This is a genomic window from Sphingopyxis sp. (assembly GCF_035998965.1).
Lineage (GTDB): Bacteria > Pseudomonadota > Alphaproteobacteria > Sphingomonadales > Sphingomonadaceae > Sphingopyxis.
Window position 1 is genome coordinate 34083 of record NZ_DASYHE010000089.1, and the last position, 13976, is coordinate 48058.

Annotated in this window: 10 protein-coding genes; 3 read left to right on the forward strand and 7 right to left on the reverse strand. The window is 62.5% G+C overall.

Annotated features, from left to right (window positions below):
• Positions 1 to 7 precede the first annotated feature (7 nt).
• Together VGN68_RS15740 and VGN68_RS15745 are read right to left on the reverse strand one after the other, a co-directional pair.
• On the reverse strand, positions 8 to 874 hold the full coding sequence (locus VGN68_RS15740) for a recombinase family protein (RefSeq protein WP_004212898.1): 867 nt from the start codon (positions 872 to 874) through the stop codon (positions 8 to 10).
• A 142-nt stretch (positions 875 to 1016) separates the two neighbouring features.
• Positions 1017 to 3926 carry a Tn3 family transposase gene (locus VGN68_RS15745; RefSeq protein ID WP_021224283.1) on the reverse strand — a complete coding sequence of 970 codons (2910 nt, stop codon included), beginning with the start codon at positions 3924 to 3926 and terminating at the stop codon, positions 1017 to 1019.
• Positions 3927 to 4075: 149 nt separating this feature from the next.
• Here VGN68_RS15745 and VGN68_RS15750 point away from each other — a divergent pair, with 149 nt between their 5' ends.
• Positions 4076 to 5578 carry a DHA2 family efflux MFS transporter permease subunit gene (locus VGN68_RS15750; RefSeq protein WP_327477811.1) on the forward strand — a complete coding sequence of 501 codons (1503 nt, stop codon included), beginning with the start codon at positions 4076 to 4078 and terminating at the stop codon, positions 5576 to 5578.
• A 194-nt stretch (positions 5579 to 5772) separates the two neighbouring features.
• On the forward strand, positions 5773 to 6219 hold the full coding sequence (locus VGN68_RS15755) for a GNAT family N-acetyltransferase (protein ID WP_327477813.1): 447 nt from the start codon (positions 5773 to 5775) through the stop codon (positions 6217 to 6219).
• Positions 6220 to 6308: 89 nt separating this feature from the next.
• On the opposite strand, the gene VGN68_RS15760 is transcribed toward VGN68_RS15755, so the two are convergent.
• From VGN68_RS15760 to VGN68_RS15780, 5 genes are all read right to left on the reverse strand, one after another.
• A complete protein-coding gene (locus VGN68_RS15760; RefSeq protein ID WP_062069515.1) occupies positions 6309 to 7421 on the reverse strand; it encodes a replication initiator protein A in 1113 nt (370 codons plus the stop codon).
• Between the two features lie 733 nt (positions 7422 to 8154).
• Positions 8155 to 9831 (reverse strand): type IV secretory system conjugative DNA transfer family protein, encoded by a 1677-nt coding sequence (locus tag VGN68_RS15765; protein WP_066268898.1) that lies wholly within the window; start codon positions 9829 to 9831, stop codon positions 8155 to 8157.
• Between the two features lie 6 nt (positions 9832 to 9837).
• Positions 9838 to 10128: a hypothetical protein gene (locus tag VGN68_RS15770; protein ID WP_062346066.1), complete on the reverse strand. Its 291-nt coding sequence runs from the start codon at positions 10126 to 10128 to the stop codon at positions 9838 to 9840.
• A complete protein-coding gene (locus VGN68_RS15775; RefSeq protein WP_066268892.1) occupies positions 10125 to 10349 on the reverse strand; it encodes a conjugal transfer protein TraD in 225 nt (74 codons plus the stop codon). The genes VGN68_RS15770 and VGN68_RS15775 overlap by 4 nt, the downstream gene beginning before the upstream one ends.
• A gap of 37 nt (positions 10350 to 10386) precedes the next feature.
• Positions 10387 to 10692, reverse strand: coding sequence for a conjugal transfer protein TraD (locus VGN68_RS15780; RefSeq protein ID WP_066268908.1), 306 nt, complete (start codon positions 10690 to 10692; stop codon positions 10387 to 10389).
• A gap of 174 nt (positions 10693 to 10866) precedes the next feature.
• Between VGN68_RS15780 and traA the strand changes: the two genes are divergently transcribed.
• On the forward strand, positions 10867 to 13971 hold the full coding sequence (gene traA, locus VGN68_RS15785) for a Ti-type conjugative transfer relaxase TraA (RefSeq protein WP_066268888.1): 3105 nt from the start codon (positions 10867 to 10869) through the stop codon (positions 13969 to 13971).
• Positions 13972 to 13976 lie beyond the last annotated feature (5 nt).

Genomic DNA, 13976 nt, shown 5'->3' on the forward strand with positions numbered 1-13976 from the left:
ATTGATTCTACCAGGACCGTTGCTGACCACCGACCTCGTAGATATCGGCTTCCATGGAGCAATTGTAGCTCTCTGCGATGTTGAACATCTCGGAGAGGAGGCTTTGGATTTCCTCATCAAGGGAAATGCCATCCGGATCGGGGTCATAGGCGACGGTCAGTTTGTAATCACAATTGCCGTTTTTTACCATGGCGTAGTCGCGTTCCAGCATCGCCTCAATCCGCTCCCGAGCGGGTTTTCTACCTCTTCCACGCTTGTTGAAGTTCTCGATAATCAGATGCAGGGCGATGCTGGCAGTGGGCGGCTTTTCCGGCAGTTTGGTCTTTGACGGAATAATGTCGAGCGCCCGATAGACGGTCATTCGTGAGACCTTCAGGTCGCGGGCAACGCGGGCCTTGCTGGCGCCGGCGGCAAGGCGACGGCGGATTTCATCGTCATCGACGTTCTTCTTCCGGCCTTTGTAAACGCCTTCGGCGCGCGCCGCTTCGATCCCGGCGCGCTGACGATCCTTGATGAACTTCAGCTCCATATCGGCGACCATGCCGAGTATGGTGATGACCATTCGCCCCATGTCGCCCGCCGTCGTCACCTCTGGCTCAAGGATGCGCAGCGAAGCTCCCTTTTCATCAAGCTCATGCACCAGGTTCAGGACATCGCGCGTGGAGCGGCCGAGCCGGTCGAGCCGCAGCACGACCAGCTCGTCGCCGGTGTGCATAAACTGCATGATCGTTTCCAGTTCCGTGCGCCCGCTCCGCGAGGCCCCCGATCCGGTCTCGGAACGGATAATTTCGCAACCTGCATTCTTGAGGCGGCCAATCTGGATATCCAGATCCTGGTCCGTGGTGCTGACGCGGGCATATCCGATACGAGCCAAGTGCAAAATCCGTCACATTAGGGTGGCTCTTGCAGTGTATCGTCACATTGAGCGCAAACCCACCCTTTTGTGACAGACGAATGGTGTCACTCGGCCCTATCACTCTGGGGTGTACCCAAATGTTATAGGCCGATCAGCCGCCTCACGCTGCAAGCCGTCCAAAATCAATCCGGTCGTTCAGGTCGAGGTCGAAGCGGCCATAAGGGTTCACATGACTGTAGATCAACGGCGTGAGACCACGATAATCTTCCGGCGTCATCCGCCCCGCCCACTTCGGCTCAACCAGTACGGTCTGAAGCATGCGGGTGTTCACATACACCAGCGACGCTTGCAGGAGGTGTAGCGCCAGAACGGAGATTTCCTGCTCATGGATGCGGTTGGTGGCGATCTCGCCGCCCTTGCCGAAGAACACGAAACCATTAGCGCCGTTCCAGTTCTCAACCACATTCAGCCCTTCGTGGATCTCGCGGCGGAATGCCTCCTGACGCAAATACCGGCATAGGAAGATTGTTTTGACCGCGCGGCCGAGTTCACTCAGCGCCTTGTAGGTCGGGTGCATCACTTCGGCTCTGGCAAACCGGAGCAGGATCGCTTCCGGATCGGCGGTGCGCGATTGCATGGCAGCGGCATATTTGACCATTTCGTCATATTGTTGCTCGATCTCGTCCCAGTCGATCGGGCTGGAGAGGATCGGCAGTAAATTGGAAAGCCGCGTGCGCATGCCGGCTTGGGGAAGGGCCAGTTTCTGGCGTGCCACTGCTTTCAGCCGCGGGGCAAGCTCAAATCCAAGGAGTCGGCAGAACGCAAAGCCGACTGCGCTCTGGCCGTGGCTATCGACGTACTGGCGCTGGATTTCCATGTCGGTGCAATGGCGTAGCACGCCTTCGATCATGGAGGCGACCTCCGAGGAAGAGCACCGCTTGAGCTGGGAATAAACGCAGGTCGCGCGCTTCTCCACATGCCAGTAGATCATGACGCCACGGCCGCCATAGCGGGCGTGCCATTCCGTCATCAGGTTGCGGTCCCACGCGCCGAACTTCGTTGAATCGGACGCGCATGCCGTGCCCGCATCTCCCCATACTGCGGCATTGCGGATTGCCAGTGTCGCGTTTGCTACCCGCGCGCACGCCTCCCTCAGCGCTGGCGCGTGGATGAAACGGCGATGGACATGCAGCAATTCCTCGTAACTGACATCGGGTGTTGCGCCAGCGACCCGCTTGAGCCCGGCGTTCGTGCCCAAGCCATAGAGACACAGCAAAAGACGCTGAGCCAAGGCTGCTTTCGACAGGGTAACCCGCGAGGCCGACGTTTCGAAAGCATCCATCAATCCCGTGTCCAGAGCAGCCTCTTTCAACACGTCCAGCAGTCCGGTCATCGGCCAGCGCTGACCGATCTCGCTTTTGATCGAAGCGAGACCCTTCGGTTCGGGCAAGGGCTTGAACGGTGTAATCGATATCCGGTTGTCGCCGCGCCACAGGAGCCGGACCTTGTCGTTTTGTGGAATATTGGCATTGAGGAGCAACAGTTCCCGTTCAAGCTCCTCCCGGATCGAGGCGCAAAACGCCTGCGCATCTGGCGTCAGGCTGAGGCCGGAATAGTACGCATCTCGCCTGATCTCGAAGTCCTTGGGAAGATCGTCATCGGGATTGCGATAGCGATCCGCCCCGACCACCCAGATTTCTTTGGAGCGGATGCGGTCGCGCAGTTGCGTCAGGACGCAAAGCTCATAGCTGATCCGGTTTACCCGCCCATCGTCATCAATGACGGAACTGCGCCATCGCGCTGGAATCACCTCATCGATCGGAACATCCTGCAATGGCACGAAGCGGCATCCGCCATCCACCTTGCTCCTGATCCAGTCGAGGGCCGCCAGGACCGGCCGCCACACCGCGTTGTTCGACCGGAACTCAAGTACGGAAAGCAGGCTTGGCAGCATGCGCCGGTAATGATTGGCCCAGGAACCACGCATCACCTTGTAGATGCGCCGGTCCAGAGCGCCCTTCGCATGGCTCTCCTTGACGATCGCCGCCAGCTTGGCCTTACCGGCGATCGGGAAAATGACATCGCAGATGCGCCCCGATGGTTCATTGATCGAGGCGCTGGCGATCTCGACCAGCAGGCGCTCCTTTCCATAGACCCGCTCGATGTCTTTCGCGATATCGCCCACCACCTTGCGTTTCGAGCGCGTTCCGATCTTGTGAACGGTTTCGATCAGCAGGTCGATCATCGCGTCAGTGAGTTGCGCCTCCCGCGACATTAGATAAATCGCATAAAGGCCGAGCTGTCGCGCCGGCGCATGCCGGCGCATCTCCGAGGCCTTTTCACCGGCAACGCGGCGAACAATCTGATCGACCCATGGCTTGCCCGTAGCCGTCAGGAGATCATGGGGAAGATCAAGTCTCTGGATAAAGGCGAGTTTCTCGGTCACGTCGAGAATGTTGTCGAGCGTTGCCTGTCCGGCGTCACCCTTCATCCTGTTGAATCCGGTCGAGCTGTCCGGATCGGCAAGCGAGGCTTCCAATAACGCCACCGCATCTGACGAAAGCCGATCACTGGCTCCGATCAGCCAGGTGTCCAGATAATCTTGCCGTTGTGAGCGAACGACACGTTCAAGCTCCTTGCGCGACGGCCCATAAATACGCCGGTCCCGGCACCACAGGAAAACATGCTCAAGCATGGCATTGATCGACTGGCCGCCCGGGCACAGCTCGCCAGCAATCCATTCCGTCAATTGCGCGCGATCCACCCGCTTCATGCGGTGATATCCAAGATGGATCAGGATCTCCGCACAATGCCGTCGTGCTGTCCGACTGGAAAAGTCATAACCGGCTATCTCGCCAGCCTCGACACCGAGTTGCTCGGCCAGATACGAGAGGCCATCGGTAGGGATTGAGCCGGGATCGATCGCGAAAAACCCCAGGGAAGCGAAGAATTTCAGCTGCGCGGCGAGGCCAAGGCGCGTCAGGGCCGGCTTCGAATTTACAAAATCAATATCGGCAAAGCTCAGGCTCCATCGTCCGATCAAATCCCCGCCCGGAATACTCCGATCCATCAACCCACTCCCTATGATGGAGCGAACTGTCCTCTTCTATGATTTCCATCGTCAATACCGAATGCCACGTTCCCAAAACGTTCTCCGACTTGGCCAAAATCGCAGCTTGGGGCCGACTGGGCCAATCTGGAGTCACCGCAGTTCAACCCTTGACGGGTGGCAAGCTTATCCTTGCCGCGATTTTGATCGGCATGGGCAACTTCCTGGTCGTGCTGGATACGACCATTGCCAATGTCTCGATCCCGCATATTGCGGGCTCGCTCGGCGTATCCGTGTCGGAGGCGACCTGGGTGATCACCTCCTACGCGGTTGCGGAAGCGATAACCGTACCGCTCACCGGATGGCTTTCGCGTCGCTTTGGCGGGCAGCGGGTCTTCATAACCTCCTATCTCCTGTTCGGAATTCTCTCGCTTCTATGCGGCCTGTCCAGCACGCTTGGCATGCTGATCGGGGCGCGCGTGCTGCTGGGGTTGGCCGGCGGCACGATCATACCGCTTTCGATGACGCTGCTGCTGCGCATCTTTCCGCCCGAGAAGGCGTCGGTGGCGATGATCATCTGGGCGATGACGACCACGGTTGCCCCGATCGCGGGGCCTATTCTGGGCGGCACCATCTCCGACAATGTCGGGTGGGAGTGGATATTCTTCATCAATGTGCCGGTCGCCATGGCCGGGGGAATAGGGTTGCTCTATCTGTTCCGGGGCCAGATCGAGGAAATCGTCAAGGCAAGGATCGATGTGATCGGCCTCATCCTGATGATCATCTGGGTCGGAGCGCTGCAAATCATGCTCGACGAAGGCCGCAACCATGACTGGTTTGCCGCCAATGAGATTCGCGCGCTGGCGATCATCGCCGCGATCGGGTTCGTCGCTTTCCTGATCTGGGAACTGACCGAGAGGCATCCGATCGTGAACCTACGTGTCTTCCGTCACCGCGGGTTCGTGGCCGCTTCGCTTACCTATTCAGTAGCATTCGGCGCCTTCTTCGCGACGGTCGTGCTGATCCCGCTCTGGCTCCAGCAGAATATGGGCTACACAGCGACGTGGGCGGGCTATGCCACCGGCATCATGGGCATCCTGGCGGTCCTCAGCTCACCCGTGATCGGGCAGTTCGCCGAAAAGATGGATGCGCGGCTGATTGTTTCAGTCGGAATCCTCGGGCTTGGTCTGATATCGGTATGGCGTATGGGTTTCACGCCGGACATGACCTTCGCGCAGATGGCTTGGCCGATGCTCGCGACTGGGCCGTTCCTGATGATGTTCTTCATCCCGGTCACGGGTCTGTGCATGGCCACCGTCGACCCTGACGAGCAGGCCGATGCCGCCGGCATCTCCAACTTCATGCGCACGGTGGGAGGCGCCTTCGCGGCCTCGCTGGTGCAGACCGGGTGGGGCGGCGCAGCGCGGGAAAATCAGACCGAGCTGGCCGGTGCGATGTCGCAAGGGCAAGCCACGCTCGACGCGATGACGGCACAAGGCATGTCGCATGGAAGCGCGACAGCCATGCTGACCGGGATGGTCGAAAGTCAGAGTACGATGCTAGCGACCCTCAACATGTTCGCCGCTATCGCGATATGCTTCGCTTTCGCCGCAGCGATCATCTGGTTCGCGCCAAAGCCGAAGGGCCCGATCGACATGAGTGGCGGGCATTGAGAAAGCCCTTGGGAGTCAGATAGCGAATAATTCTGGCGGAGTGGCAAAGGCAGACCGACGAAACCGGCTGACACACCGCTTCAGACGCTAACGCTCTCATCAATCGCAAATTGCGGTCAGCGATGTGCGATAAACAGGTGTTTTGCGACGACGCTGGCTGCTGTCGGCGCTTAGCGTATATCTGGGTCCGTTCTATGTACCAACCCCGTGACACAGCTTCGGTGCTGGGCATCTGGCGTGAGTTCATCGCTAATTCGCCGGTCAATCTCGACTATCAGAATAATGACGCTGAGTTTGCAAACTTGCCTGGGAAGTATGCGGCGCCCAAAGGATGCGTGCTGCTTGCGGACCGGGAGGGGGAAATCGAAGGCTGCGTAGCGATGCGCCAAGTCACACACGAGATATGCGAGATGAAACGACTATATGTTCGTCCCCAGGCTCAGGGACGGCATCTTGGTCGCGCGCTCGCTGAACGTCTGATCGAGGAAGCTCGCACTGTGGGCTACAGCGAAATGAGGCTCGATGTGCAAGCGAAGTTCGTCCCCGCGCGCAAGCTGTATGAGACTCTTGGTTTCGTCGCGGCGGAGCCGATTTCCTTCAACCCGGTTCCCGGCGCATCCTTTCTTGGACTTCACCTGTAGTCGAGTCCGTAGCTATCGACCAGAAAGTGACAAAGGCGGATCAGTCGATATGTTTGCATGTGGACATGAACGCTTGTCCACGTAAGGGATCAGCGCAGTGGCTTGCGTTCGTGCCGTTTCTTGCAGAAGCCTAGGAAAGCGGCGCGGGGGCTTTTCAGCTCGGGCTTGCCCATGTCGTGCCACCACGACACCCATTCGTCATAAAGCGCATACACGTCATAGCCTGGCGCGGCCGTCTTGGCGTCGTGCATGGTTTCCGGGTCGATATAGGGCGCATCGTCGCCGGCGTTGGCGAGCGGATCGGGCTTGGACTTGAGGCCCGAGCGGTTGCGGAACAGGATCACGTCATCATTCATCGTCACCGCATAGTCGGGGAAATGGCCGTGGTCCGCGTCATGCTCGCAGACCTTCTTGACCAAGGCCCGGAACACCCGGAGCGGGCTGTTCGAGCCGCATTTCTTTTGCAGCAGCTCCAGGCCGATCTTCCATTCGTCCTTCACGCCGCAATGCTTGCGGGCCAGCTCATACATGCGCCGCTCGAACGGCTTGCGGAGCCGGAAATAGTCGCGGTGAAGCGTCAGAACATTCTTGCTGATGACCGAGCGATAAACCCAATCCGACAGGGTGATTTCCAGATCGAGCATACGGCCGTCGAACGTCTTGCGTGTGATTCTGGCTTCTTCGATCAGCCCGAAAATCCGCGTTTCCTCGACACCGCCCGTCTGGATATTGGTCCGCACCGTGGTCCCGCGCAGGCGGGTGAGGGCGTCGGCCATCAGCCGATAGCCTTCGCCGCTGGTTTGCCGGTTGGTGGCGACGAGCATGTCATAGGCTTGCAGGCGCACCGTGCGGCTAGGTTGCTGGCCCTGATTCATCTTCGCGACGAGCTGCGAAATACAGTAGATCAATATGTCCTTGTCGTGGATCGTCGCCAGCCCCTTGCCCGAGGGGATAATCTCGATAACGTTGCCGTTATGCTCATAGCGCCGCATCCGGTTGTCGGGCTTGGTCGAGAGCGAGAAAACCGGATGCTCCATCGAGGCCATGTCGTCCTTGGGGATGGCGTCGAGAACATCGCAGATGAACAGGTCTTGGTTAGGGTGCCGCACCGGCAGCAGCGGCGTGCGATCGTCGCCGTCCACGGCCATGGACGGCGCGGCGATCGGCGCGTCAAACAGGGAAGGGGCGGAGTCTATCGTCATTTCACTAACGCCACAGCTACTATCGTCATTTCACATACGCAAGCGGATTATCGTCATTTCAGATTCACCCCCGCGCTATCGTCATTCCGATTACGCTTGGAGGGGGCGGGCCTATCGTCAGAGTGGATTCACCCTATCGTCACTCTGGATTCGCTTTTTCGTCAGAGCGGATTCACCGCGCGTCACAAAAACGCCAATTAATACATTATTTTCAACGCACTATAAAACCGCCCAAATCCCGTAACACGACTCTAAACCCATATATTAACACTAGGGCGAGGCTGTGGATAACTTTAGGCCGCCCCGCTTGATGCGACGTTGAAAGGAAGAAAAGCACCGCCTCTTGGGGCTCCGCCCCGCCGGCTCGCGGCCTTCGGCCGCCCCGGATCGCTATGCGATCCTCCCACCCGGCATCCCCAAAATGAGCCGGCTTCGCCGGCACGCTTTTGTTAATTTGGGGTGTGGTGTAACCGTCACACCCCTATCGCCAGCGCATCATTGAACCCAGCCGCCGAAAATGGCTTTCCAGAAAAGCCAAGCGGATATGTGGGCGTTCTGATCGAGAGGGTAGAGGAGGCGGAAACGTCCCCACAGGGGGCGATTTCCGGCCCGCCCGGCCTCATTCCGGGCGTAGGTCAGGGTTTTCGGCGTCGGAACCGCCTATGGCGCTCTACGGGCTTCCCAGGGCCGCCCGATTTTTCCGGCGCGAGATCCACGCACCGTTTAAACGGCCTCACGCCTTGTCGAAGCGGCCCGCGAACTCGCGATCGGCATAGTATTTGAGCTTGGCGGCGACGATCGGCCGTTGCCCCGCGAGGAACAGGAGCTGGTAATCCTCGCGCAGCGTGCGGACTTCATCGGGGGTGAGCAGCGGGCGAGCGACATGCTGCGCGCCGAACGATATGCCGGTTTCGTCGCTGTCGATCGCGCGGCTCATGGTCTCGAACACGACCGTCTCCTGGCCGAGCAGATCGGAGACGAGCTTGGCACTGTCGTGATCGTTGACCCCGAATATCTGCAAGACGCCAGCGTTGGACAAGAAGGTGCCGGCACGGCGCTCGTAGAGCGCGCGGAGCTGGTGAACGTCTTGCAGGATCGGCCAGAGCTGGATGCCGTAGCCGGCCATGAGGCCCATAGCGCGCTCGACGGGTTCGAGGCGGCCGAGGGCGGCGAACTCATCGAGCAGGAACAGGACGGGGCGGGCGGGGGAGGCCGGCGCGCGCGCCAGATCGGTCAACCCTTGCGCCAGCATCAGGCGCAGCCACCGGGCATAGGTGGCGAGCCGATCGGGCGGCAGCACCAGATAGACGGTTGTGGGCTGCGTCTTCACATCGGCGAAGGTGAAATCCGAGCGGCCCAGCACGGCCGACATGCGCGGGGAATCGAGAAAATGGGTATGGCGCTGCGCGGCCGACAGCACGCCGGCCGCTTCGCGGTCGGACTTGCCCAGGTGGCGGTTGGCGGCACGCGCGATCAGGCCCCGCGCCTGCGTGCTGCGCGACATTTCCCGCAGCATCCTTTGGGAATTATCAGGCGCGAAGGTGAGGCAGTCGCGCAGGGCTTCCAGCGTGTAGTCCTGGCCTTGCGCTTGCGGGTCACAGGCCACCCACAAGAGGATACCGGCGATCAGCGCCTTGGCTTCCTCGTTCCAATGCGCCTCGCCAGCTTCGCCGGGAGCGTCATAGACCAGCGCGTCGGCCAGCGTCATGGCGTCGTCGGCGAGATCGAGGCCGGCAGGGTCGAGGCGATCGAGCGGGTTGAACGCGGCTGAGGGGATGCCCGTCACCCCGAAGGGATCGAGGACATGGACCGGGCCGAACTTCGCGCGATAGCGGGCGGTGATGCGGGCATTCTCGCCCTTGGGGTCGATGCAGATGACCGAACCGGGATAGTCGAGCAGATTGGGAATGATGGTCCCCACGCCCTTGCCGGTGCGCGTCGGCGCGATCGTCAGCAGATGGGCGGGACCGGCGTAGCGCAGCAGCTTGCCCGATTTGCGATCACGGCCGATCAGCAGGTCTTCGCCATTTTGGGCGAGCGGGCGCGTCTCGCGATCGGTGGCGAAGCGGGCCGAACCGTGGGTGTCATCGCCGGCAGGACCGCCATAGCGCAGGATCAGCGGTTGGAAGAGGGCGCGCAGCGTGACGAGGATGATGACCAGGCTCGTCAGCATCATTACGATTTGGTAGATGTTGGAATCGCGGGGCAGGCCGAGCAGCTTGCCGAGGATCAGCGGCACGCCGAGGCCCAGCACCAGGCCGGTGATGAGGAACAGGACCACCACGCCGAACAGGTGGCGGATCAGCGCGACCGGACTGGTGACGAGGGCCGTGATCGCCCATATCGGCTGTTCGCGCGCGATACGGGCGAGGTTGCGAAGCGCACGGCCGAGCTGGCGGAACCATTCCATCGCCGCTTACCCGTCCGCCCGGATCGTCGCCGGCGAGATCGCTAGCGCCGGGTCGGCGTCGGGATGATCGAGCAGCTTGAGAACGATCGCGGTGGCTAGGGGAGGGGGGACAGCTTCTGCGCGCAGCATGTCGAACAGGGCGTGTTCGTCGGCGTCGAGGTCCATGCCTTCGATCGCGAGATTGGCGCGGGCTTCGGCATCGCCTTCGCGCCACAGAGCGATTTCGGCGGGGGTGCCGCGGACATAATCGAGCGCGCGGACCTCTGCCCGGATCGCTTCGACATCGAGCCTGGTCATGGTGCGTCACTCCCTTCCGCTTCCGCGTCGAACGCGCGTTTGCCGCGCCGCTTCCACAGCGTCAGCATGTTGTCGGCATCCTCGCCCTGGGCGCGCGCGGCGAGATCGAGCATCGCGCCGTAGAGGGTCGCGCGATCATCGTCGGTCAGATCGACGAGGCCGGCTTTGTGGACGAGGCCGCCCAGCTCGATCAGGTGGCGGGTGCGTTCCCTGCGTTGCACAACCCATCCTCTCGTATCGGCGCGGCGCGCGGCGGCTTCAACCCTGCGCCTCGCCTGTGCCAGTTTCGTTTCCGCTTTCCGCGTTGCCAGCAGCGCGTCGCGAACCCTTGCGCCCGCGTCCTTGAAAGAAGGCCGCGCCTTTCGAGCGCCACGCCTCCTTTTCTTCCGTGCTGGCGGATGCGACGGCAGCGAGCAGCGCGCCCGCCAGCACATCGAGATCGAGCGCATCGGCCCCGGTGGTGGTGACGAGTTCGCCGAGCTGCTGGACCTTCCTGGCCTTCAATGTCCTGGCCTTGTCGCCGAGCGCTTTCAGCTCCGCGTCATAGTCCCGCACCTTGCGCATCATCCTCTCCCTCGCGCCCATCAACAGGAACCGCAGCGTAGCATGATCGGCGTGATAGGGTAGCGCGTCCGGCAGAAAATACGGCGAAGTCAATCATGCGAACGGCAGAGAGTGTGAGTGCGCGCTTATACGTCGTTGCCGACGTGCGCTCAGAAGTGCAATAAGCAGGGTGTCATGGCGATCTACCATTTCTCGGCCAAGGTTGTGAGTCGCGCCAACGGATCGAGCGCGGTTGCAAGCGCGGCCTATCGTGCAGCGGAACGGCTGCACGATGATCGACTCGGGCGCGACCATGATTTCTCGAATAAGGCAGGCGTCGTCCATTCGGAAATCATACTGCCCGAAGGCGCACCGGAGCGTTTAAACGACCGCGCTTGCCTGTGGAATGAAGTCGAGGCCGGCGAGAAGCGCAAGGACGCGCAGTTGGCGCGCGAAGTCGAGTTCGCGATCCCGCGCGAGATGAACACGGCTCAGGGCGTGAGCCTCGCCCGCGATTTCGTCGAAAAGCAGTTTGTCGATCGGGGCATGGTCGCGGACCTCAATGTGCATTGGGACAGGGGCAAGGACGGCGAGCCCAAGCCGCACGCGCATGTCATGCTGTCGATGCGCGAGGTTGGCCCCGAGGGCTTCGGGCAGAAGGTGCGCGAGTGGAACAGCAATGCGCTCCTGAAGGAGTGGCGCGAGGCGTGGGCCGATCATGTCAACGAGCGGTTGGCCCAGCTGGATATTGATGCCCGCATAGATCATCGCACGTTGGAGGCGCAGGGCATTGACCTTGAGCCGCAACACAAGATCGGACCGGCTGCGTCGCGGATGCCCGAACAAGGGCTTGAGGCCGAGCGGGCCGAGGACCATGCCCGGATCGCGCGCGAGAATGGCGAGAAGATCATTGCGCGGCCCGAGATCGCGCTGGACGCGATCACCCGGCAGCAGGCGACGTTCACGCGGCGCGACCTGGCGCAGTTCGCGTTCCGGCACAGCGACGGCAAGGATCAGTTCGACCAGGTGATGAGCGCGGTGCGGACCTCGCCCGAGCTGGTGGGGCTGGGCAAGGACGGGCGCGGCGAGGACCGCTTTACCTCCCGCGATATGATCGACACCGAGCAGCGGTTGGAACACGCCGCCGATCGTCTTGCCGACAAGGCGAGGCATGGTCTCCCGGCAGCGTCGCTGCAAAGGGGGCTGGACGCCGCCGGGAGTGAGGGCCTGGTGCTCGGGGGAGAGCAGCAAGCTGCGCTGGCGCATATAACCGGCGAGAAGGATATTGCCATCGTGGTCGGCTACGCCGGCACCGGCAAATCCGCCATGCTGGGGGTCGCGCGCGACGAATGGGAGCGCGCTGGCTACCAGGTGCGCGGCGCGGCGCTGTCGGGGATCGCGGCGGAGAGCCTGGAAGGCGGATCGGGCATCGCCTCGCGCACGATCGCCAGTCTCGAATATCAGTGGGACCAGGGCCGGGAGCTGCTAGGTCCGCGCGACGTGCTGGTGATCGACGAGGCCGGCATGATCGGCACGCGCCAGATGGAGCGGGTGCTGTCGGCGGCCGAGCGGGCGGGCGCGAAGGTGGTGCTGGTCGGCGATCCTGAGCAGTTGCAGGCGATCGAGGCGGGCGCGGCGTTTCGCGCGCTGGCCGAGCGGCATGGGGCGGCCGAGATCAGCGAGGTTCGCCGGCAGCATGAGGACTGGCAGAAAGACGCCACGCGGGCGCTGGCGACGGGCAGGACCGGCAAGGCCGTCCATGCCTATGAGGCGCATGGCATGGTGCAGGCGGCGGACACGCGCGAGCAGGCCCGGGCCGAGCTGGTCGACCGATGGGACGCGCAGCGCAGCGCCGATCCGGACAAGACCCGGATCATCCTCACCCATACCAATGCGGAGGTGCGTGACCTGAACCTGGCCGCGCGCGATCGGCTGCGCGCGTCGGGCGAATTGGGCGACGACGTGCGCGTGTCGGCCGAGCGCGGCGCGCGGGAGTTCGCCAGCGGCGACCGCATCATGTTCCTCAAGAACGAGCGCGGGCTTGGCGTGAAGAACGGTTTGCTGGGCAAGGTCGAGCGGGTGTCGCCCGACAGCATGGCGGTGCGGCTCGACGATGGCCGATCGGTGGCGTTCGACCTCAAGGACTATGCCCATGTCGATCATGGCTATGCTGCCACCATCCACAAATCGCAGGGGGTGACTGTCGATCAGGCGCATGTGCTGGCGACGCCGGGGATGGACCGCCATTCGGCCTATGTGGCGCTGTCGCGGCATCGCGAGGGCGTGCAGCTCCATTATGGCCGCGACGACTTCGCCGACACCGGCAAGCTTGTCCGCACGCTGGGCCGCGAGCGGGCGAAGGATATGGCGTCCGACTATCCGATGTTCCGCGACCGCGACGCCGAGGCGCAATCGTTCGCCGATCGGCGCGGGCTGTCGGGTGAGATCCGCGTTGCGGATGCGCCCGAGCGGAAGGGCGTGGAGATCCTCGCGCCGAGCGCGGGAACTTCACGCCAGATGGGCGACGACCGCGGCGCTGGCGAGGCGAAGGCCGCGGGCGAGGGGCGGCCGCGGCGGGGTATGTTCGACAATTTCCGGCCCGCACCCGAGCGGCCAGCGCCGGCGACCAATCGCGGCCAGGGCGAGAGGCCCAAGCGCGGCATGTTCGACGGGTTGAAGCTGTCGGCCGAGCCGGCGAAGGGCGCGGAGCGCACGCCGGCGTTGCCGGATCGCGGCCAGGATCGGACATTCGCGCGCGCGGTCGAGCGGACCTCGCGTTCGGCCGAGGCGATGTTGCAGGCCCGCGCATCGGGCGGGCCGGTGTTGGAACATCAGAAAGTCGCGCTCGAGCGCGCGACCGAGGCGCTTGACCAGATCAGGCCAGGAGCTTCGCGCGACCTCGCATCGGCGATGCAGCGCGATCCGGCCTTGCTGCGCGACGCGGCGGCGGGACGCAGCGGCCCGATGATCGAAGCGATGGCGCAGGAAGCTCGCGTGCGCACCGATCCGAACTTGCGCGCCGATCGGTTTGTGGAACGCTGGCAACAGCTCTCCCAGGACCGAGACCGCCTCTATCGCGCCGGCGACATGACGGGCCGCGAGAAGGCGGGCAAGGAAATGGCGGGCATGGCGAAAAGCCTTGAGCGCGATCCACAGGTGGAATCGATCCTGCGTAATCGCACCCGCGAGCTGGGGCTTGAGATCGGCATGGAGCGCAGCCCGCAGATGGGCGGCGGCGAGCTGGGCCGCCAGTTGACGCATGAGCTGGGAATCGGCCGCGACCGTGGACTTAGCCGGTAGGGAGA